We start from the raw sequence: 21,342 nt of genomic DNA, 5'->3' as shown, positions 1-21,342 counted from the left end.
ACGGCTGGTTCAGCTATCGCTGGAGCCAGATATTCGAGGCGGGCGGTTTCGCGCGCGATACCACCGTGGCGATGGCCCGGCCCGCCGGGAACGCGCCCCAGCCCGCCTATGCACCCCCGCCCATCGAGGATGTCGCCGCGACGATCCGCGAAACCCGGCCCGATGCGGTCTTTGCCCCGCATGTCGAGACCTCGGCGGGATTGATCCTGCCGGACGACTACATCCGCGCGCTGTCCGAGGCCGCGCACGAGGTGGGCGCGCTGATGGTGCTGGACTGCATCGCATCGGGCGCGGTCTGGGTCGATATGGCCGCGACCGGCGTCGATGTGCTGATCTCGGCCCCGCAGAAGGGCTGGTCCTCGACACCCGCCGCCGGGCTGGTGATGCTGTCGCAGCGCGCCGCAGGCAGGCTGGAGAAGACCGAAAGCGACAGTTTCGCGATGGACCTGAAGAAATGGCGCGCGATCATGGCGGCCTATGAGGATGGCGGCCACGCCTATCACGCGACCATGCCGACCGATTCGCTGCTGGCGCTGCGCGACGCGATGGCGGAAACCCGCGCCATGGGGTTCGAAACCGCGCGCGCGGCGCAGTGGCGGCTGGGGGACGGCGTGCGGACGATGCTGGCCGAGAGGGGCGTCCGTTCGGTCGCCGCGCCGGGCTTTGGGGCGCCCGGCGTGGTGGTCAGCTATACCGACGATCCCCAGATCCGGTCAGGCCGCAAATTCGCGGAAGAAGGGATGCAGATCGCGGCCGGCGTGCCGCTGGCGGTGGGCGAGGGCGACGGGTTCTCGACCTTCCGGCTGGGTCTTTTCGGTCTGGACAAGCTGGCCGATGTCGATGGCACCCTGACGCGGCTGAAAACGGTCTTTGACAGGGTGTTCTAGGCGGCGGATCTTGCGCAGGGCCGGGAAAATCCTATCTCGATGACCGGGCGACCTAGCCGCCCGATCTTGGGAAAGGAAACGCCGACCGATGGACAGCACAGGGCAATTGCTGATCGAACAGCGCATCGCGAACGAGGCGAAGTCACCCCTGGTCGCCTATCTGCTGGCGCTGGTCTTGTGGGGATTTGGCGCGCACCGCTTTTATCTGGGCCGCTATGTCAGCGGATTCCTGATGCTGGTCCTGTGGGGTTTCGGCCTGCTTACCGCGCCGATCCTGATCGGTTGGGTGCCCTTGGCCCTTGTCAGCATCTGGATGGTGATCGACCTGTTCCTGATTCCCGCCATGATCCGCGAGGACAAGGCGATCCTGCGCCAGCGCCTGACCTCCGAGGCCATCGCGGGTCGCTAGAGCCCGCGGACGAGCCCCTGACCATTGGCCATCGGGATCGGCACGCCGGGCTGGTGATCGTGGAGCCCTCATTCCAGCGCGGTCTTCGCCTCGATCCGTTCCCAGGTCTGATCCATGGGCCAAGCCTGCGACAGCACCGGGACCGAAAAATGACCGAAGCGCAGGGAAAGCTGGCTTTCGGCGCGGTCCTCGTCCATGCCCTTGATCACGGCCTGATAGATCACCGAGGCAAGACCGGTGCGGTCGGCGCCCGACCGGCAATGGATCAGCAAGGGTTTCGGCGCATCGCGCAGGATCCGCATGAGGTCGCGGATTTGCGTTTCGGTCAATTCCCGACTCGCCGACAGCGGAAAATCGATCAGCGTCATGCCAAGCGCCGCCGCTGCCCTGACTTCCTCGTCGTACCAGTCGGAACCGGGGCTGGCGCCGCGCAGGTTCAGCACGGTCCGGATGCCATAGCTGTCGCGATATCGGGCCAGGCGCGCGGCCGTGACCTGGTTCGAACGATAGACCTCACCAGCCACGACCGGGGCAAAATTTCCGCTGAGCTGAATGGCCCCGAGATACAGCCCCAGTCCGAGAAGCAGCAGGACGAAGGCGCCAAGCGCATATTTGAGACGGGTGTATAAGGACATGAGCGATCCATCCGGGACAGGGGCGCAGCGGCCGATGACGCCTTGTGAACCGCCGGCCCGCGACGGGCCTTGCCGCATCCTTACGGATTTGTAAGGGCGGCCGGGAAAATGATCGAAACCCTCAGTCCGGGCGCGTTGTCCTGAAGCACCAGCGTCGCCTGATGAAGCTCGGCGATCGCCGAGACCAGGCTGAGGCCCAGCCCCGTTCCGGGCACCGACCGGCTGGCATCGAGGCGCACGAACCGTTCCAGGACCGGCCCGCGATCGGCCTCGGGGATGCCGGGGCCATTGTCGGAAACGGTCAGCACGGGCCGGTTTGCCCGCAGACCGACCTCGATTCTCACCGAGGCCGGCGGCGGGCAATGTTCGACCGCGTTCACCACCAGATTGGTCAGCGCCTGGGCCAGCAGATCCTCGTCGCCCGGGACGCGGACGGGCGCGGCCGGAAGGTCGATGTCGAGTGTATGGCCGGCCTCTTCGGCCGATGGCTGCAGGATTTCGCCGATCGAGGCAGCCAGCCGCACCAGATCGACGGGATCGTGACGCCGCCCCACGGTGCCCGACTGCAATCGTGCAAGACGCAGGATCGCGTCGAACGTCGCCGAGATGGCGTCGATGTCCATCAGGGCCGAGCCGATCTCGCGCCGGGCATCCGCCGGCAGCGTGCCGGAAAGGGCCTGTGGTTCCAGCCGCATCCTCAGCCGCGCCAGGGGCGCGCGCAGATCATGGGCAACATCGGTCGACACCTGCCGGATGGCCTCGACCCCGGTTTCGAGCCGGTCGAGCATCTGATCCACGCGGGCGGCGAGGTCGGCGATGTCGTCGTTGCCGCCGTCGCCGATCCGCCGATGCATGCGCCCGGCGCCGACTTCGTCGAGAACCCGGTCCATGCGGTCGATGCGGCGTTCGTTCCTGCGCGCGATGATCAGCGCAAGCCCGATGGACAACACCATCGCAAGAGCCAGCGACGATGCCGTCGTCTGCACCAGGATCTCGCCATTCTCGCTGACCCAGGCCTCGTCGCGTGCGGCGATGACCCAGCCGGGTTCGGTCCGGATCCCGAAGGCAAGATAGGCCTCGGCGCTGTCGGCCTGCTTGGGCGCGCCTGCCGGGATGTCGCGGCCGACAAGCAGACGGCGCGCGCCCTCGAAGGGGGCCGACAGCCGCAGCGAGCCGGTGGTCTGCCCCGAGGCGGCATCGACAAAGGCGAACAGGCTGGCGCCGTTCCTGCTGGAGCGGACCTGGGCGCGGATTTCCTCGTCAAGATCGGTCCGGTCGCCGGTGGACGCGATCCGCGCCAGGCTTTCTGCGCTGGATCGCACATCGGCCAGAAGGCGCTGACTCATTTCCCGCGACAGGAAAAGATAGGACAAACCACCGGCCGACAAGGTGCCGATGGCGAAGACCGCCGACAATGCCAGCGCAAACCGCATCGACCAGGACAGCGGCCGTCTCATGGCTGCAAGACGTAGCCGACGCCGTGCAGCGTGACCAGATAATGCTTGTCGAAGGGCTTGTCGATCTTGTTGCGCAGGCGGCTGATATGGGTTTCGACGACGCTTGTCTTGGGATCGAATTGCAGCCCCCAGACCGATTCCAGCAAGACGGTACGGGTCTGCACGCGGCCCGGCCGTTCCATGAAATGTTTCAACAGCAGGAATTCCCTGGGCTGAAGGTCGACGCGCTGGCCGTCGCGTGCCGCCTCGCGCGTCAGCAGGTCCAGCCGAAGTTCTCCGATCACCAGTTCCACGACCTCGTCCCGCGTCGCCGGGCGGCGGCAGATCGTGTCGATCCGGGCAAGCAATTCGACGAAGGCAAAGGGCTTGACCATGTAGTCATCCGCGCCGCTGCGAAGCCCGGCCACCTTGTCATCGACCGCGCCCATCGCCGTCAGCAGGATCGCAGGGGCGTCGATCCTGGCCGCGCGCAGCGATTTCAGCACCGAAAGCCCGTCAAGTCCCGGCATCATCCGGTCCAGGATCAGAAGGTCGTATCCGGCCGACATCGCCTGCGACAGCGCCTCCCTGCCATCGGTCAGATGATCGACGACATGTCCTTCGCCGGACAGCCCCCGGACCACATAGGCGGCTGTTTCGGCGTCGTCTTCTGCAAGCAGGATGCGCATCGTGAAGAATCCCCTCTGTTGTCGTTCCCCGGTTCGACGGCCGAAACCGGATCGGAAAACGCGCCGAGCCGGTGGATTCGGGCGGCGCAGCCCGCGTCTTCCCCCGCCTTCTGCCTATCGCAAGACGGCGCCCGGGCGAAGACATGATCGCGGCCGGCGGGGCGCGGGAACCGCGGTCCTGTTGCCGGCCCGCATCCCCTGCTTTCCGCTGCGGCGGGGCAATTTTCGGTTATCCGGTGGCAATGGCAGCGGCTCGCCAGGGCGAAACCCCTTTCAACGGGCTTACTTTTTTGTAAGAAGCGGGCCCAGGCCGCATTGACGCTTGGCAAGTCCGCCCCGCTTTGGGTAAGCCCGCAGCGATCCGTGAACGTTTCGAACAAACTGGTGTCCGCGCATGGTCCGACCGAGCCTTCAGTCCCTGCGAAGCGCGGCGCCCGTCCTGATCGGGGCGGCGTTATTCGCACTGGGTCTCTACGCGCTCTATACCTTGCTGAAGCCCGTCAGCCTGGCCGATGTGGCGGCGCAGATCAGGTCCACACCGGTGGCGAGCCTTGGCGCCGCCCTGGGCGCGACGGCGACAGGTTATGTCGCGCTGATCTTCTATGACTGGTTCGGGCTGCGCTTCATCGGCAAGCGCCTTGATCGCGGGATCGTCGCGCTTGGTGGCTTTCTGGGCTATGCCTTCGGCAACACGATCGGTGTCAGCGTCGTGTCCGGCGGCGCGGTGAGATACCGCATCTATTCGGCCGTCGGCCTGAACGCGTTCGAGGTCGCGGCCGTCTCGGGCTATATCGCGCTGGCCCTGGGGACCGGCCTGACGCTGCTCGGGGTGGTCGCGCTGGCCATCAATCCCGGCGCGATCGGCGCCTATCTGCCCTATGCGCCGGGAACCATCCAGATGGTCGCAGGGACCATCGCGGCGGTTTCCGTGCTGATGATCGGCTGGATGTCCGCGACCCAGCGCAGCCTTGCCATCCGCGGCCACCGGTTGCGACTGCCCCCGCCCGCCGATCTTGCCGGACAGCTTGTCGTCACCCTCATCGACGTCGCGGCGGCATCCTTTGCGCTGTGGATCCTGCTGCCGGCGGGCAAGCCCGACTATGCCAGCTTCGTCGCGGTCTATGCCGCCGCGACCATGCTCGGCGTGCTCAGCCATGTTCCGGGCGGGATCGGCGTCTTCGAGACGGTGGTGATCGGAACGCTGCCCGCCTCGGTGCCGGTCGGTGACGCCGCTGCGGCGCTGCTGCTGTTCCGGCTGATCTATTACCTGGTGCCCTTCGCACTGGCATTCGTCCTGGTCGGGCTGAACGAGGCCCGGCTGGCAAGCGGACTTGGCTCGCGGCTGGTGGGGCGGGCTCCGGGAATGCAACCCGCGCTTGCCACGCTGCGTGGATTTTCGCCCGGTCTGGTCGCGGTGGTCGCATTCGGTTTCGGGGCCTACCTGCTTCTGGTCACGATGCTGCCGTCGGTCCGCGCCAACGCCATCGCCGAGGGCGACCTGGTCGGAGCCGTGCTGCTGGAAGGGGGAACCATCGCCTCTGCCGTGGCCGGGATCGCGCTGATCATCGTGTCGCATGGCCTGGCCCGCCGGGTATCGTCGGCCTGGTGGTTCGCCATCGGTGCCCTGCTGGCTGGGTCCGTTGCCTCGCTGCTCAACGATTTCGGTTACGAGAATGCGGCCTTCCTGGCCTTCGGCGCGCTTTTGCTGTTGCCGTTCCGCAAGGCCTTCGATCGCCCCGGCCGGCTGACAGCGGGCGTGTTCGAGCCGCGCTGGTTCGCGACGGTCGTCGGCGTCGGCCTTGCGGCGGCAACTTTCTTCTTTTTCGTGCACAAGGCGGTTCCCTATTCCAATGACCTCTGGTCCGAGTTCTCGCGAAGCTCGAACACGCCGCGGGCGCTGCGGGCCGGGCTGGTGGCGACGGCGCTGATGTTCTTCTTCGGGATCTATCTGCTGACCCGGCCCGTCGGCCATACACCACCGCGCGATGCCGATGCCGAAACCCTGTCGCGCGCGGCCCGATTGTGCGGCGAGGCCCAGGATCCGCAATGCTGGCTTGGCCAGACCGGCGACAAGCGGTTCCTGTTTTCCGAATCCGGCAATGCCTTCGTCATGTATGGGGTTCGCGGACGATCCTGGATCGTGCTCGGCGATCCGGTTGGCGATCCGGACGAATTCGAGGCGCTCGTCTGGTCCTTTCTCGAATACGCCGCCCAGTCAAACGGGCGGCCCGTCTTCTACGAGATCAGCGGACGCAACCTCGCGCTGTGGGTCGAAATGGGGCTGACGCTGCACAAGACGGGCGAGGAAGCGATCATCCGCCTGTCCGATTTCAGCCTCTCGGGCGGCCGGTTCAAGACCATGCGCGCCGCGATGAACAAGCGCCAGCGGGACGGTTATGAATGCGCGCTTCTGTCCGCGCCGCACGACCCCGCGCTGATGGCCGAACTGCGCCAGATCTCGGAGGCCTGGCTTGGCGGCAAGGCCGGTCACGAGAAGGGCTTTTCGGTCGGCCGGTTCGACCCGGACTATCTGGCGCTGTTCGACATCGCCGTGGTGCGCAAGGATGGCCGCATCGCAGCCTTTGCGAATATCATGGAATCCTGTGGCGGGCGGCGCGTCAGCGTCGATCTGATGCGATACCTGCCCGGAGAGGCTTCGGGCCTGATGGAATACATGTTCCTCTGCCTGATCCAGCACTACAAGGCGCGCGGCGCCGAAGAATTCAGCCTTGGCACAGCGCCGTTGTCGGGCCTGTCCGAACGTTCGGTCGCGCGATCCTGGAATCGCTTTGGCGGGCTGATCTATCGTCATGCGCGCGCCTTCTACAACTTCGAGGGCCTGCGCGCCTTCAAGCAGAAATTTCAGCCCGAATGGCGCCCGCGCTATCTGGCGCTGCCACCCAATGTGTCACCCATGCTTGCAATGGGCGATGTCGCGCTGCTGATTGCGGGTTCGGCGCGCGGACTGATTTCAAGATAGGCCGATGAACCTTTCACTTGATCAAATTCTTCCCTCGCTCCAGGCGCTTGGCGTTCTTGGCTACTGGCTCATCGGTCTTGCATCGATGCTCGAGGCGTTCTTCCTGACCGGGGTCGTGGTTCCCGGAACCCTGATCGTGGATGCCGGCGGCGTTCTGGTGCAGCGGGGTCTTCTGGATTTCTTCGATCTGGTCTGGTTCGTCGCGATCGGCTCTGTCCTCGGTTCGGAACTGGGCTACTGGATCGGCAGGCTGGCCATGAACCGGCTGCCCGGCCGGCGTCGGATCGGCGATTCGGCCGCCTTTGCACGGGCTACCCGCCTGTTTGAAAGACGCGGCGGAATGGCGCTGATCATCGGCCGCTTTCTGGGGCCGGTCGCAGGTCTCGTACCGCTGGCCGCCGGCATGGCGGGAATGAAGCGACGCCAGTTTCTGATCTGGAACCTGGCGGGCAGCCTTCCCTATGCGCTGAGCCATGTCGCCATAGGCTATTTTCTGGGCGACGTCATGGGCAGGATCGGCGGATCGCTGACGCGCCTCGCCGTCCTGGGCGGCGGTGTCGGCCTGTTGCTGATCGTGCTTTGGGTCATGCTTTATGCGGCGCTGCGGCTGGTTCCCCTGGCATGGGCGGTCATTTCTGCCGCCCTCGGCAATCTGGCCGACAGCCCCGCGATCGGGAGACGCATCGCAGCCCACCCGCAAGCGGCGCGTTGGGTTCTGGCCCGTTTCGACGGCACCTCCTTCACCGGATTGCCGCTGAGTCTTCTGATGGTGATCTTCTTTTATATCGGCGCGGTCTGGCTGGATTCCGCCGTCGATTTCCTGGCTGGCAACCCGATGCTTCAACTCGACATGCGGCTGGCCCAGCTGATCCACCACTTCCAGTCGCCGGGGCCGATCCGGATCGCCTCGCTGATCACTGCATTGGGGGGATGGCATGTCGTGGTGCCGGTCTTCGGCGCGGCGATGCTGTGGCTGCTGCTGTCCGGTCGGCGCGCGCTTGCCGCGGGGCTGGCCGTATCGGTGATCGGGAACACGATCTCGGTGGCCTTGCTGAAGCTTGCCTTCGCGCGACCGCGTTCCCCGCTGGGCGTCTTCGCCGAAACCTCGGGCAGCTTTCCGTCGGGTCATGCGGCCGCGTCGGTCGCGGCCTACGGGATGATTCTCTATGTCATCTGGCGGGCCGGAAGGCTGCGCGCCGAGACGGCGCTTCTGCTGGCGGGTTTTCTGGCCTTCGCCATTGGCGGAAGCCGGATCTATCTGATCGAGCATTACCTCAGCGATGTCCTGAACGGCTGGCTGGTCGGCGCGCTGTGGGTCACCATGGGCGTGGCCATCGCCGAATGGCGGCTGTCGGAACGGCCCGAGCCGCACCGGGGCGCCCGCGGATCCGCGAGGATCGTGGGCGTTGCGCTGATCCTGGGACTGATCGGCCTGGCCGCCGCGAATGTCTGGCGCTATGACCATCCGCGCAATACCCCGACCCAGACGGCCGATCGGATCCTGCCGGATGCCGGGGGCCTGGCCGGGATCGCGGGGCTTCCCGCCTCGACGGAATCGCTGATGGGATCGCCGGTTCATCCCATCTCGCTGATCGTCCTTGCGCGGGACGAAGCCGCCCTGTCCGAGGCCATGCGGGCAGCGGGTTGGGACGCATCCCGGTTGCCCTCGGCCGGCCTTGTCTTCGACGCCCTCTATGCCGCCCTCGCCGGCGAGGAAGACCCGACCATCGAGACCGTGTCGCATTTCTGGCGCGGCCAGCCGAACGATCTGGCTTTCGTCCAGCGGCGGCCGGATGGTGCAACACGGTCGATCGCCGCTCCGAAGGCACGGTTCTGGCGCAGCGAATATGTCACCGCCCAGGGATTTCGCGCCTTTTTCGGGACCGTCGGGCAGGACGAGGCCGCGGAGCCAGGATCCGGGCGGCCCTTCGCGTCCGACCCCGCCATTCGCGACCGGCTGGAACAACAGCTTCTTGCCCTGCAGGCGACCCGTGTGACCCGCATCGCGCTGCCACGGCCGCGCGATGCCGCCGCGACGGCAGAACAGGCTGACGCGGTCGTTTTGGCCCTGCCCTGACCGGCCACGCACCAAGGCGGCGCGGGCTTACCAAACCGTAAGAACCGCGTCAGACCTTGCGGGAAAGATTCTGTCATCTCTTGCGCTGCGGACCTCGGATCGAGGCCGCCTTGAACAAGACAGGATGCTTTTCATGAACGCCACCTTTCGAAACCTGCTCTTGTCGGCGGTGCTGATCGCCGTTCCGGCCGGCGGGTTCACCCTGGCCGAGATGTATATCTCGCCGACAGCGCAGGACGCTTCTGCCACGCAGGCCTCGGCCGGTCTTGGCGATCTGTCCGCCTACAAGACCATCGTGACCGACACGCAGGCCATCGCCGCCACCGGCGATTACACCGCGGCCGAGCGCCGGATCACCGATCTCGAAACCCTGTGGGACAAGAACGCCGCCGCCCTCCGCCAGGGCGATCGTGGCGCTTGGAACAACGTCGACGCGGCCGCGGACGGCGCCTTCAAGGCGCTGCGCGCCGATGCGCCGGACAAGGCGACGGTCGATGTGGCGCTGGCCAGGCTGGCCACGACGCTGGACGCCCCCGCCGCAACCACGGCCGCGGCCTCGGGCCCGGTTCAGTATGTCTCGGGCATTGCCGTCACCGACCAGAGCGGACGCGCCCTGCCCTGCGAAGAACTGATCGGGCAATTGCGCGACGCGATCGGCACGACCACGCCGACCACCGCTGTCAGCGGTCTGCAAGCCAAGGCGCTGGAACGCTGCAATGCCGACGATGATGCCCGAGCCGACGCCTATTCGGCGCAGGCACTGGCCCAAATCAAGGGATGAAGACCATGAGCGACGCAACTTTCACCGATATCGACCGCCCGCTTGCGCAATCCGCCCGGATCAACCGGGTTCCCGAAGTCACCCCCGGCTTCTGGCTGATCAAGCTGACTGCCGTGACCATGGGCGAGACCGCCGCCGATCTGCTGGCCGTCAATCTGGGCCTCGGACTGGGAAAGACGACACTTCTGATGACCGCCATCCTGATCGCGGCGATGATCTGGCAGTTCCGTCAAAGGGCCTATGTGCCCGCCGTCTACTGGATCGCCGTGGTGCTGATCTCGGTGGTCGGCACGCTGATCACCGACAACATGACCGACGCCTTCGGTATCCCGCTGATCGATTCGACCATCGGTTTCACGCTGGCGCTGGCCGCGACCTTTGCGGTCTGGTACGCGGTCGAACGGACGCTGTCGATCCACGAGGTCTTCACCTTCCGACGCGAGGCCTTCTACTGGCTGGCGATCCTGTTCACCTTCGCGCTTGGCACGGCGGTGGGCGACCTGATCTCCGAGGCCTTCGGGGTCGGCTTTGCCGGAACCGGCGTGCTGTTCGGGCTGATCATCGCGTCGCTGGCGCTTGGCTATTTCGCCTTGGGTCTGGACGGGATGTGGGCCTTCTGGCTGTGCTACATCTTCACCCGGCCGCTTGGTGCCTCTATCGGCGACTTTCTGGCACAGCCGACCGAGTTCGGCGGCCTGGGCCTCGGCACCGTGATCACCAGCTTCGTCTTCCTGATCGTGATCGCCTCGACCGTCTTCGTGATGACCACGAAGGCCGCGCCCGAACTGGCCGAATGAGCCACTAATCCGGCAAGCTTCGTGCCGGCCTGACACCACCTTGCCGCCGCCCCGCCTGTCATGCGGGGCGGCGGTCCGGCGCTACCGGCCGCAAGGTGCGTGATCCGCGGACAGGCTTGCCCTGTGCGCGGATATCCTCGCCCGACGTCCGGCAGGCACCGGGCGACCCGCATCAAGCGATGCGAAAGACGCTGCCCGGACCGATCGCAGTATCGGTCGCGACCGCGCCGATCTCGGCCAGCGCAATCAGGTGGGCCAGGCAGTTGCGCGCCGCCGCGGGCAACAATCCCGGCGCAATGTCCTGGTAGAGACGCTGCGCGAGGCCGTCTGCGGTATCGGATCGCCGGCAAAGCGCGGCCAGGATCTGGGCGCTGCGTTCCCGCCGGTGGACAACCAGTTCGGCCAGCCTGACGGCGGGGTTTTCGATCGCGTCGCCGTGGGCAGGCAGCATCCGGCGCGGCGCAAGCGCGTCAAGCCGCGCAAGCGAGCGCAGGTAATCGATCAGATCCCCGTCCGGCGGTGAGATGATGGTCGAGGCCCAGCCCATCACGAGATCGCCGCAAAAGACCTGATCGCCCCACAGAAAGCACAGATGGCTGGCGGCATGGCCGGGCATGTGCAGGGCCTGCAGGCGCCAGTCCGGGCTTTCGATCAAGTCGCCGTCGCGAAGCACCCGATCGGGCGCGAAATGGCGGTCCAGCCCCTCGCCGCCGCCCTCCATCCCCGCCGCCGCGAGCCGGCGCATCACCGCCGAGCGGCCCGATTCGGCGGCACCAAAGGCCAGCACCGGCGCCTGCGTCCGGCGCGACAGCGCCAGGGCGCCCGCGGAATGGTCGCGATGGGCATGGGTCACCAGGATATGGGTGATCGGTCCGGGTGCCGCGTCCAGGATCGCATGCAGATGGCCGGGATCGTCGGGGCCGGGATCGATGACCGCGACATGATCGCGGCCGATCAGGAAGCTGTTGGTTCCCGGCCCGGTCAACGGCGAGGGGTTCGGCGCAAGGATGCGCAGCGGCTCTTTCGGATCGGCGCTCATCGTCATAGCCTAGCGTGGCGCGAAAGGGGTTGCCACGTTGAACCACACAGAGACCAGTTGGCTGAAAGGGCTGTTTCCGCGCGGGCTTTATGGACGGGCGGCGCTGATCCTGATCCTGCCGGTGGTCGTGATCACCCTGGTCGTCAGCGTGATGATCCTTCAGCGCCATTTCGAGGGTGTCACCCGGCAGATGACAGCCAGCATGGCGCGCGAACTGGACTTCGTGCTGCGACGCATGGACCGCGCCGAAAACTTGGCCACCGCGAAGCTGGCGGGACAATCCATCGCCGCGCCGCTGGGCTTGCGGCTGCAGCTTCCGGCGCCGGAGCGGCAGGGCGACAGCCGGGTCTTCTACGATTTCTCGGGTCGGGTGCTGATCCGCGAATTGCGCAACAATGTGCCCGGCATCACCGCCATCGACCTGGTCGGCGACGACAGCGTCGTGGCGGTCACCCTGACGGGCCGCTACGGCCCCTTCTCGGTCACCTTCGACCGCACCCGCGTGACCGCCACCAATCCGCACCAGTTATTCGTCCTGATGATCTTCACCTCGCTGCTGATGAGCGGGATCGCCGTGGTCTTTCTGCGCAACCAGTTGCGGCCGATCCGCAGGCTGGCACGGGCGGCCGAGGAATACGGAAAGGGACGCGTGGTCGCCTACAGGACTGCCGGCGCGACCGAGGTCCGCAGCGCCGGCACCGCGTTTCTGGACATGCGCAACCGGCTGGAACGGCAGAACGAACAGCGCAAGATGATGATGTCGGGGATCAGCCACGATCTGCGGACGCCGTTGACGCGGATGCAGCTTGGGCTGTCGATGATCTCGACCGACATTCCGCCCGATGCCGATGACATCGCCGCGATGCAGGCCGATCTGGCCGAGATGAACCGCATGATCGACGCATTTCTGGACTATGCCCGCGACGATGCCCGGGAAAGCCCGGCCGAGGCGATCAACGTGGCCGATTTCCTCGGCGCAATCGCCAGCGATGGGCAACGGGCGGGCCATGATGTCCTGCTGCTGGGGGTCAGCGGCGATCCGCAGGGCCAGGCGACCTTTCGCCGCGACATGCTGCGGCGCGCGCTTGAAAACCTGATCGGCAATGCCGTCCGCTATGGCAGCCGGGCCGAGATCGACGCGACCCTGGGCCCGCGCAGCCTGCGGATCGGGGTCGAGGATGACGGGCCGGGAATACCCGACGACAGCCTGGAGGCCGCGATGCGCCCCTTTACCCGGCTGGATCCGTCGCGCAACCGCAACAGCGGGCAAGGCGCGGGGCTGGGGCTGGCAATCGCGGCCGATGTCGCGCGCGGGCATGGCGGTCAGTTGCGGCTGGGCCGCGGCGCGCGGCTGGGCGGATTGCGGGCCGAGATCGTGATCCCCCGCTGACGGCGCTGGCCGCGCTTCGCGATGCAGGTGCGGGGCGTCCTGCGGGATCCGGTGCGGGACCTGCCTGGCAGGGCGTCGGCCGGGCCCGCAATCCGGCAGACGCCATCCCGGATTTCCGATTGCGCGCCCGCCGGACTTACATCCATTTGCGTCCCGCCGGCGGTGTCACATAATATGTGGTATTCTCTCCGTCATATTGAACGCGGCCCGTGCCGCGCCTAGATTGTCGCGATGCAGGGGCCGTGCGTCGCCATGACGGGGCCACGGCTTCGGGCAGGAAAGGAACGCAAAGCAATGAACGAATTCGCTTCTCAGACCTATCCGGTGCTGCCTTTGCGCGACATCGTGGTGTTTCCTCACATGATCGTGCCGCTGTTCGTGGGCCGCGAGAAATCGGTCCGCGCGCTGGAGGCGGTGATGGAATCGGACAGCCCGATTCTGCTGGCCGCGCAGAAGGACGCCTCGGTCGACGAACCCGACGAAGACGGTATCTATCGCACCGGCGTTCTGGCCAACGTGCTGCAATTGCTGAAATTGCCCGACGGCACCGTCAAGGTGCTGGTCGAGGGGCAGGAGCGCGTGCAGATCACCGATTTCGTGCCGAACGAGGATCATTTCGAAGCCTCGGCCATCGTCCTTGCCGAAAGCCGGGGCGACGAAGCCACGCTGACCGCCCTGGTGCGCACCGTCGCCGAGGAATTCGAGCGTTACGTCAAGGTGCGCAAGAACATTCCCGAAGAGGTCGTCACCGCCGTCGCCGAGGCGAAGGAACCCGGCAAGCTGGCCGATCTGGCCGCCGGCCACATGGGCATCGACCTGGACAAGAAACAGGAATTGCTGGACACGCTGGACGTGGCCGCACGGCTGGAAAAGGTCTATTCGATGATGCAGGGCGAAATGTCCGTGCTGCAGGTCGAAAAGAAGATCAAGTCGCGCGTCAAGACCCAGATGGAGAAGACGCAGCGCGAATACTACCTGAATGAGCAGATGAAGGCCATTCAGAAGGAACTGGGCGATGGCGAGGACGGCCAGAACGAGCTGGCCGAGCTGGAAGAAAAGATCGCCGCGACCAAGTTCAGCAAGGAAGCCCGCGAAAAGGCGGAATCCGAGCTGAAGAAGCTGAAGTCGATGTCGCCGATGTCGGCCGAGGCCACGGTCAGCCGCAATTACCTGGATTGGCTGCTGGCGCTGCCCTGGGGCGTGAAGTCGCGCACCAGAAAGGATCTGTCCAAGGCGGAACAGGTGCTGGACGCGGATCACTATGGGTTGGAAAAGGTCAAGGAACGGATTGTCGAATATCTGGCGGTGCAGAACCGGTCGACCAAGCTGAAGGGGCCGATCCTGTGCCTTGTCGGGCCTCCGGGTGTCGGCAAGACCTCGCTGGGCCGGTCGGTCGCGCGGGCGACGGGGCGGGAATTCATCCGCATCAGCCTGGGCGGCGTCCGTGACGAATCCGAGATCCGGGGCCACCGCCGCACCTATATCGGCTCGATGCCCGGCAAGATCATCCAGGCGCTGAAAAAGGCCAAGACGACCAACCCGCTGATCCTGCTGGATGAAATCGACAAGATGGGGCAGGATTTCCGTGGCGACCCGGCCAGCGCGATGCTGGAGGTGCTGGATCCCGAACAGAACGCGACCTTCGTCGATCACTATCTCGAGGTCGAATACGACCTGTCGAACGTGATGTTCGTGACCACCGCCAACAGCTACAACATGCCCGGACCGCTGCTGGACCGGATGGAGATCATCCCGCTGGCCGGCTATACCGAGGACGAAAAGCGCGAGATCGCCAAGCAGCACCTGCTGCCCAAGCAGATCAAGGCCAACGGCCTGCGCAAGGGCGAATTCAGCGTCAGCGACGCGGCCCTGACCCATGTGATCCGCTATTACACCCGCGAGGCGGGGGTGCGGTCGCTGGAACGCGAGATTGCCAAGCTGGCGCGCAAATCCGTGACCGAGATCCTGAAGGGCAAGGTCAAGTCCGTCGAGGTGACGCCCGAGAAGGCCGAGGAATATCTGGGCGTGCGGCGGCATCGCTACGGCCTGGCCGAGAAAGAGGATCAGGTCGGCGTCGTCACCGGGCTGGCCTGGACATCGGTCGGCGGCGATCTGTTGCAGATCGAGGCGCTGCGCCTGCCCGGCAAGGGTCGGATGAAGACGACCGGCAAACTGGGCGACGTGATGAAGGAATCGATCGACGCGGCCTCCAGCTTCGTGCGCTCGATCTCGCCCGAAATCGGGGTGAGGCCGCCGGAATTCGACAAGCGCGACATCCATGTCCACGTTCCCGAAGGCGCCACGCCCAAGGACGGGCCCTCGGCCGGGGTGGCGATGGTGACCTCTGTCGTGTCGGTGATGACCGGCATTCCGGTCCGCAAGGACGTCGCGATGACCGGTGAGGTCACCTTGCGCGGCAACGTCCTGGCCATCGGCGGGTTGAAGGAAAAACTGCTGGCGGCGCTGCGCGGGGGTATCAAGACGGTGCTGATACCGGCCGACAACGAAAAGGATCTGGCCGAAATCCCCGACAACGTGAAGACCGGACTGACGATCATCCCGGTCGGCAATGTCCGCGAGGTCCTGAAACGCGCCCTGGTTCGGATGCCCGACCCGGTCGAGTGGGACGAGGCCGCCGAAGAGGCCGCCGAGGCGGCGCGAATCGCCTCGGGCCAGGGGGGCGAAAAGGGCGGGGCCACGGTCGCGCATTGATCGCCGCAACTTGCAGTTGGTGAACTTGGCAGCCGCCGGGTCAGGGTTTTCCTGGCCCGGCGCTTTCTTTTCACGGAACTTGGGCGATTCATAATTGACCAATGGTTAATTGATGCGCCACGCTAAACCGAATGTTCCGGTTTTGTGATTGAGGGGTTGGGAAATGGTGAAAAGCGACGGGGCGGCACCGAAAAATCCGCAGCCTGCACGGGTTGTCCAGAAAAAGGATTTCGTCGAGCGGGTTCTGGCAGCGACCGGCGCGAAGAGGTCCGAGGCGCGGCCGATCATCGACGCGACACTGGCACAGCTTGGCGAGGCCCTGTCGGCCGGACAGACGCTGGCGGTGCCGCCTCTGGGCCGGGGCCGGGTGAATCTGGAAAAGGATCTGCGCGGCGGCGACGTGATCACGCTGCGCCTGCGCCGCAAGCCCGCATCCTGACACGCGGCATTTCGCGCCGATCCGGTCTTGCATCGTCAGCACCCTGCGGCTAAAAGCCCGTCCACCGGGTGATTAGCTCAGCGGTAGAGCGCTTCGTTCACATCGAAGATGTCGGCGGTTCAAATCCGTCATCACCCACCATCAAACATTCCGACCCAAGACTCGGCTGGGGCCGCAAGGCGAAAGCGGCCCCGTTCATTCTGGCGGAGAAGATCAGCCTCCGGCACCGTTTTCCGTGTCATCCTGGCCGGTGTGATCTTTGCGGTCGTGACTGCGCATGACCGCCGCCATGTCGATTCCCGCGAAGATCAGCGTCAGCAGGACGACACCGCCAAGATCCAGCCGTGGCACATGCCAGACCAGAATGATCAGAAACGCCGCAAGAACGACGAAGGCCAGCAGGGCCAAGATCCTGTCCGTCATCCGAACCTCCTCGATTCGCTTTCTTCGGACGCGTCGAGGCGTGCAGTCAGCCATGCCGCGACGCGCAGAAGCCGCGCATCCTCGCCGCGCCGTCCGATCAGCTGGACACCCATCGGCAGGCCGTTTTCATCCGCCAGCAGGGGCAGGCTGATCGCCGGCACACCGCACAGGGTCCAGGGCCCGTTCATGGCGGCCGAGCCGGTGCTGCCCTCGCCGATGGCCGGGGCGGGTCCGGTCGCAGCCGGGCACAGGATCGCGTCGCAGCGGCTGAGCAGGTCGTCCAGCCCCGCATTCAGCACCTGACGCCAATCAAGCGCCGCAAGGTAATCACGCGCCAGGATCCCCTGTCCTTCGGTCAGGGCGGCGCGCATCTGCGGCGACAGCGCCGCGGCGCCGCGCCGTTCCAGCGGATAATAGCATCGCGCCATCTCGGCCAGATTGATGCGGCGGCGGATCGATTCGGCCTCGGCGAAGGCGGGGGGCAGATCGACGCCGTGGGCGCGGTCGCCCAACTCGGCGGTCAGTTCTGCCATGGCCTGCTGCATCGGCGATTCGGCCCCCGGCAGGCTGACCACCGCCAGCAGCGGCGGCAGCGGCGGCTGCTGCATGGCAGCGTCAGAAAGGCGCGGGACCGGCTGCATCGCGGTCGCCTGATCCTGCGGGTCGTGGCCTGCCATCGCCTCGACCAGCAGCGCGACATCCTCGAGCGAACGCGCGAAGCCGCCCACCGTATCCAGAAACGGCGATTGCGTCAGAACTCCGGTCCGGCCGATCAGGCCGAAGCTGGGCTTGAAGCCGACCGTGCCGCAATAGGAAGCCGGGCGAATTACCGAGCCGCCGGTCTGGGTCCCCACCGCCAAAGGCACCTGCCCCGAGGCGACCGCCACCGCCGATCCCGATGAGGAACCGCCGGGCGTCCGCTGCGGGTCGTGCGGATTGCGCGCCTGCGAGGGCGCCAGATACGCCAGTTCGGTCGTCGCCGTCTTGCCGATGACGACCGCGCCCGCCGCGCGCAGCCTTGCGACCAGATGGGCATCCTCGGGCGGGACGCGGCCCTTTTCGACCGGGGTTCCGCGTTCCGTCGGCATCCCTGCCGTGTCGATCACGTCCTTGATTCCCACCGGCACGCCATGCAGCGGACCGATCGCCGCGCCGGCCTTGCGTCGGGCGTCAAGCGCCCGTGCCTGTGCCACGGCGTCCTGGCCATCGACGAAGGCCCAGGCCCGCAATTGCGGCTCGGTCTCGGCGATGCGTTTCAGACAGGCGGCGGTGGCCGCCTCGGCCGACAGCGCGCCCGAGGCGATCAGGTCGCGAAGGGCGCGCGCGCCCAGGGAGGCCGGATCATGAGCCATAGATCATCCTGGGCAGCACGAAGACGATATCGGGCCAGATATACATGAGCGCCATGGCCATGAAGACCATCAGCAGGAACGGCATCACACCCGAGAAGATGTCGGTCAGCTTGACCTCGGGCGGGGCTATCCCCTTTAGGTAATAGGCCGACATCGCCATCGGCGGGGTCAGGAACGAGGTTTGCAGGTTCAGCGCCACGAGGATGCCGAAGAACAACGGATCGATGTCGAACAGCGGCAACAGCGGCAGGAAGATCGGCACGAAGATGATGATGATCTCGGACCATTCCAGCGGCCAGCCCAGCAGGAAGATGATCAGTTGCGCCAGCAGCAGGAATTGCAGCGGCGTCAGGTCCAGCCCGCCGACGAATTCCGCGATCACCTGTTCGCCCCCCAAATAGGAGAAGACCGACGAGAAGGTGTAGGATCCGACGAACAGCCAGCAGACCATCGCCGTGGTGCGCACGGTCAGATAGACGGATTCGCGCAACCGCTGGAACGTCATCGCGCGATAGATCACCGCCAGAACCATGCCGCCAAGCGCGCCGATCGCCGCCGCCTCGGTCGGTGTGGCCAGACCGAACAGGATCGAGCCCAGGACGGCCAGGATCAGGAAGGCCAGCGGAAAGAACGAGGTGATCAGCATCACGATCAGCCGGCCCGTGGGCACGGTGGGCACCTCGTCCTCGGTCGGGCGCGGCGCGACCGAAGGTTGCAGGATCGACCGGCCGACGACATAGGTCAGATAGAGGCCCACCAGCACCAGTCCGGGCAGCATCGCACCCGCATAAAGGCGCACGATCGACACGCCCGAGGCCGCGGCATAGACGATCAGCATGATCGAGGGCGGAATCAGGATGCCCAGCGTGCCGCCGGCGCAGATGATGCCGCTGGCAAAGCGCGGGTCATAGCGCGCCTTCAGCATTGCCGGCAGCGCCAGCAATCCCATCAGCGTGACCACGGCACCGACGATGCCGGTCGCGGTGGCGAACAGCGCGCAGGTGATCAGCGCGGCCACACCCATCGAACCGGGCATCCGGCGCGAGGCGATCGCCAGCGTCGAGAACAGCCGATCGACGATATTGGCCCGCTCGACCACATAGCCCATGAACAGGAACAGCGGCACCGCCGTCAGCACCTCGTTGGACATGACGGTATAGGTCTGGTTGATGAACAGATCGAAGATGCGGTTGTTGTAGAATCCTTCGAGCCAGGTCCATTTCTGCGTCAGCCAGGCCGCATCCTCGGGCAGCCGGTCCAGCGCACGCCACATGCGCGCGGCATCGAAATAGGCGTAATAGCCAAAGCCGATCCCCAGGGCCATCAGCGTGAAGGCGATGGGAAAGCCCAGAAAGACCAGGAAGATGAATATGCCCAGCATGAACAGGGCAATCTGCGGATCTGTCACGCGCGCGTCTCCGTGCTGGGATCAGTGGGATCAGGCAGGTCAGTCGACATGCACACCGGCCCGCGGCGCCTGATCGCGCAGCAGAAGTTCTTCGGTTTCCTCGACATCCTCGTCGGCCTTGATCCAGACGCCGTCGCGCATGGCGATGATGCTGCGCATCAGCTGCGCCAGGCCCTGGATGAACAGCAGGATCCCCGCCGCCACGATGACCGACTTGAATTGATAGATCGGGATGCCGGCGGGGCTGTTCACGCTGACCTCGCCGTATTGCCAGGACCTGCTGGCATATTTCCAGCCCGACAGGATCAGGGCGGTGACACCGGGAAAAAAGAACAGCAGGTACAGGACGAAATCCACCGCGCCCTGCACCCTGACAGGCCAGAGCCGATAGAGGAAATCGCCCCTGACATGGCCGCCGCGCGACAGGGTATAGGCTCCGCCCATCATGAACAGCGTTCCATACATGATGAAGGACACATCCAGCGACCAGCTTGTCGGGCTGTTCAGCACGTAGCGCACGAAGACCTCGTAGCTGACGCCGAAGGTCATCAGCAGAATGAGCCAGCCGAACGACTTGCCGAACCATCCCGACAGGTTGTCGGCGAAGCGGATGAAGGACAGCATGGGAAACCCTTTCGGTCAGGCCCGCCCCGCGCTGTGTGGCGGAACGGGCCCTGTCTGATTTAAAGCTTCAGCTCGCCGGGGAAGAAATGTTCGTAGGCCAGCGTGTAGTCGGGCTTGTCCATCAGTTCGTAGAACACCGTGCGCTTGACCCAGTCGCGCTGGCTGTCCAGCACCTTCTTGATGAAGGGATCCTGTTCAAGCGTGGTGATCATCTCGGACCAGGCGTCAAGCTGGGCCGACAGGATGTCCTGCGGGGTCTTGCGCACCGTCACGCCGCCGTCGCGCAGCTTCTGCAGGTCGGACGAATAATTGTCCAGCGCGAAGGCGGTGTTATAGGTCGAAACCGCCTCGACCCCATGTTCCAGGATTGCGCGCAGATCGGGGTCCAGCGTCTCCATCAGGTCGCGGTTGAAGAGAAACTCGAACGCCTCGGAGGCCTGGTGATAGCTGCCCAGATAATAGTTCTTGGCCACGTCCTGAGCGCCGAATCGCATGTCCGAGGACGGGTTGTTGAACTCGAACGCGTCGATGACGCCGCGTTCCATCGCAGGCACGATCTCGCCGCCAGGAAGCTGGGCCACCGACATGCCCATGGATTGCAGCAGATCCGCCGCAAGCCCGACGGTGCGGTACTTGATCCCCTTGATGTCGTCGACCCCGTTGATCGGGTTCTTGAACCAGCCGAAGGGCTGGGCGGGCATCGGAAAGCCGAACATGCCGATCACGTTCAGCCCCATCGAATCCTGCGTCAGTTCGCGATACAGATCCTGGCCGCCGCCCTGGTAGAACCACGACAGCATGTTGGTGGGATCGCCGCCGAAGACCGGGCCGGTGCCGAACAGCGACGCCGCCTTGTTCTTGCCATACCAATAGGCCGCGACCGAATGGGCGATGTCGATCACCCCGTCGCTGACCCCGTCCATGACCTGAAAGGCGCCCACGACCGCGCCTGCCGGCAGCAGGTCGATCTTCAGCCGCCCGCCCGACATCGCCTCGACCCGGTCCACGTATTGCTGCGCCATGGTCTGCCAGATGTCGGACGCGGGCCAGCTGGTCTGCATCTTCAGCACCATCGGCGATTGCGCCAGAACCGCCGGCGCGGCCAGCAGCGTGCTGGCGGCGGCACCGCCGGCGACAGCGCCGCCACGGCGCAGGAACGAGCGCCGCGACACCGGCCCCGCAGTTTCATTCGTCTTGGTCATCGTCTTACCTCCCTGTTCGATCCGGGCCTTCCTCGTGACCCTCTTGCGACCGTGATCGCAAG

18 protein-coding genes and 1 tRNA gene are annotated in these 21,342 nt (G+C 65.6%); 10 read left to right on the top strand and 9 right to left on the bottom strand.

Translation table 11 applies throughout. The annotated features are described in order from the left end of the window. Both B4L36_RS14725 and B4L36_RS14720 read left to right on the top strand, forming a co-directional pair. Positions 1 to 887: aminotransferase class V-fold PLP-dependent enzyme (locus tag B4L36_RS14725; RefSeq protein WP_292958727.1), on the top strand; the 887-nt coding region annotated here is incomplete at its 5' end. A gap of 88 nt (positions 888 to 975) precedes the next feature. Continuing rightward, complete coding sequence (locus B4L36_RS14720) at positions 976 to 1,296, top strand: TM2 domain-containing protein (protein WP_292958725.1); 321 nt, start codon at positions 976 to 978, stop codon at positions 1,294 to 1,296. 68 nt (positions 1,297 to 1,364) lie between these two features. Here B4L36_RS14720 and B4L36_RS14715 read toward each other — a convergent pair whose 3' ends face one another. The 3 genes from B4L36_RS14715 to B4L36_RS14705 form a co-directional block, all read right to left on the bottom strand. Continuing rightward, on the bottom strand, positions 1,365 to 1,931 hold the full coding sequence (locus B4L36_RS14715) for a fused DSP-PTPase phosphatase/NAD kinase-like protein (RefSeq protein ID WP_292958723.1): 567 nt from the start codon (positions 1,929 to 1,931) through the stop codon (positions 1,365 to 1,367). 80 nt (positions 1,932 to 2,011) lie between these two features. Then, entirely contained in the window at positions 2,012 to 3,388 is a 1,377-nt protein-coding gene (locus tag B4L36_RS14710; RefSeq protein WP_292958721.1) for a sensor histidine kinase, read from the bottom strand. Next, positions 3,385 to 4,056, bottom strand: coding sequence for a response regulator transcription factor (locus tag B4L36_RS14705; RefSeq protein WP_292958719.1), 672 nt, complete (start codon positions 4,054 to 4,056; stop codon positions 3,385 to 3,387). Before B4L36_RS14705 ends, B4L36_RS14710 begins: the two co-directional genes overlap by 4 nt. 394 nt (positions 4,057 to 4,450) lie before the next feature. On the opposite strand from B4L36_RS14705, the gene mprF reads away from it, so the two are divergent. From mprF to B4L36_RS14685, 4 genes are all read left to right on the top strand, one after another. Further along, positions 4,451 to 7,036 carry a bifunctional lysylphosphatidylglycerol flippase/synthetase MprF gene (gene mprF / locus B4L36_RS14700; protein WP_292958717.1) on the top strand — a complete coding sequence of 862 codons (2,586 nt, stop codon included), beginning with the start codon at positions 4,451 to 4,453 and terminating at the stop codon, positions 7,034 to 7,036. Positions 7,037 to 7,040: 4 nt separating this feature from the next. Then, complete coding sequence (locus B4L36_RS14695) at positions 7,041 to 9,113, top strand: bifunctional DedA family/phosphatase PAP2 family protein (protein ID WP_292958715.1); 2,073 nt, start codon at positions 7,041 to 7,043, stop codon at positions 9,111 to 9,113. 133 nt (positions 9,114 to 9,246) lie between these two features. After that, positions 9,247 to 9,894 (top strand): hypothetical protein, encoded by a 648-nt coding sequence (locus tag B4L36_RS14690; protein ID WP_292958713.1) that lies wholly within the window; start codon positions 9,247 to 9,249, stop codon positions 9,892 to 9,894. Between the two features lie 5 nt (positions 9,895 to 9,899). Then, the gene (locus tag B4L36_RS14685) at positions 9,900 to 10,691 is read left to right on the top strand and encodes a hypothetical protein (RefSeq protein WP_292958711.1); all 792 of its coding nucleotides are present in this window, start codon (positions 9,900 to 9,902) and stop codon (positions 10,689 to 10,691) included. A 172-nt stretch (positions 10,692 to 10,863) separates the two neighbouring features. Here B4L36_RS14685 and B4L36_RS14680 read toward each other — a convergent pair whose 3' ends face one another. Further along, positions 10,864 to 11,730 (bottom strand): MBL fold metallo-hydrolase, encoded by an 867-nt coding sequence (locus B4L36_RS14680; protein ID WP_292958709.1) that lies wholly within the window; start codon positions 11,728 to 11,730, stop codon positions 10,864 to 10,866. Positions 11,731 to 11,767: 37 nt separating this feature from the next. Between B4L36_RS14680 and B4L36_RS14675 the strand changes: the two genes are divergently transcribed. The 4 genes from B4L36_RS14675 (at position 11,768) to B4L36_RS14660 (ending at position 16,412) form a co-directional block, all read left to right on the top strand. Continuing rightward, positions 11,768 to 13,120, top strand: a complete 1,353-nt coding sequence (locus tag B4L36_RS14675) for an ATP-binding protein (RefSeq protein ID WP_292958707.1) — start codon at positions 11,768 to 11,770, stop codon at positions 13,118 to 13,120. A gap of 294 nt (positions 13,121 to 13,414) precedes the next feature. Next, a complete protein-coding gene (lon, locus tag B4L36_RS14670; RefSeq protein ID WP_292958705.1) occupies positions 13,415 to 15,832 on the top strand; it encodes an endopeptidase La in 2,418 nt (805 codons plus the stop codon). Positions 15,833 to 15,995: 163 nt separating this feature from the next. After that, a complete protein-coding gene (locus tag B4L36_RS14665) occupies positions 15,996 to 16,271 on the top strand; it encodes a DNA-binding protein (protein WP_292958703.1) in 276 nt (91 codons plus the stop codon). A gap of 66 nt (positions 16,272 to 16,337) precedes the next feature. Next, positions 16,338 to 16,412 (top strand) — tRNA-Val (locus B4L36_RS14660). A 72-nt stretch (positions 16,413 to 16,484) separates the two neighbouring features. Here the strand turns inward: B4L36_RS14660 and B4L36_RS14655 are convergent. Genes B4L36_RS14655 through B4L36_RS14635 form a run of 5 tightly spaced genes read right to left on the bottom strand, consistent with a single transcriptional unit; the run spans position 16,485 to position 21,280 of the window. Continuing rightward, positions 16,485 to 16,694 (bottom strand): hypothetical protein, encoded by a 210-nt coding sequence (locus B4L36_RS14655; RefSeq protein WP_292958701.1) that lies wholly within the window; start codon positions 16,692 to 16,694, stop codon positions 16,485 to 16,487. After that, complete coding sequence (locus B4L36_RS14650; RefSeq protein WP_292958699.1) at positions 16,691 to 18,046, bottom strand: amidase; 1,356 nt, start codon at positions 18,044 to 18,046, stop codon at positions 16,691 to 16,693. The genes B4L36_RS14655 and B4L36_RS14650 overlap by 4 nt, the downstream gene beginning before the upstream one ends. Continuing rightward, positions 18,036 to 19,454 carry a TRAP transporter large permease gene (locus B4L36_RS14645; RefSeq protein ID WP_292958697.1) on the bottom strand — a complete coding sequence of 473 codons (1,419 nt, stop codon included), beginning with the start codon at positions 19,452 to 19,454 and terminating at the stop codon, positions 18,036 to 18,038. The genes B4L36_RS14650 and B4L36_RS14645 overlap by 11 nt, the downstream gene beginning before the upstream one ends. Before the next feature lie 39 nt (positions 19,455 to 19,493). Then, the gene (locus B4L36_RS14640; protein ID WP_292958695.1) at positions 19,494 to 20,078 is read right to left on the bottom strand and encodes a TRAP transporter small permease subunit; all 585 of its coding nucleotides are present in this window, start codon (positions 20,076 to 20,078) and stop codon (positions 19,494 to 19,496) included. 59 nt (positions 20,079 to 20,137) lie between these two features. Continuing rightward, a complete protein-coding gene (locus tag B4L36_RS14635) occupies positions 20,138 to 21,280 on the bottom strand; it encodes a TRAP transporter substrate-binding protein (protein WP_292958693.1) in 1,143 nt (380 codons plus the stop codon). Positions 21,281 to 21,342 lie beyond the last annotated feature (62 nt).

Origin of the sequence: Paracoccus sp. UBA889 (assembly GCA_002294185.1) — a bacterium.
Lineage (GTDB): Bacteria > Pseudomonadota > Alphaproteobacteria > Rhodobacterales > Rhodobacteraceae > Paracoccus.
Note: the sequence above shows the minus strand (reverse complement) of the source record. Positions and strands in the feature narration are given on the sequence as shown.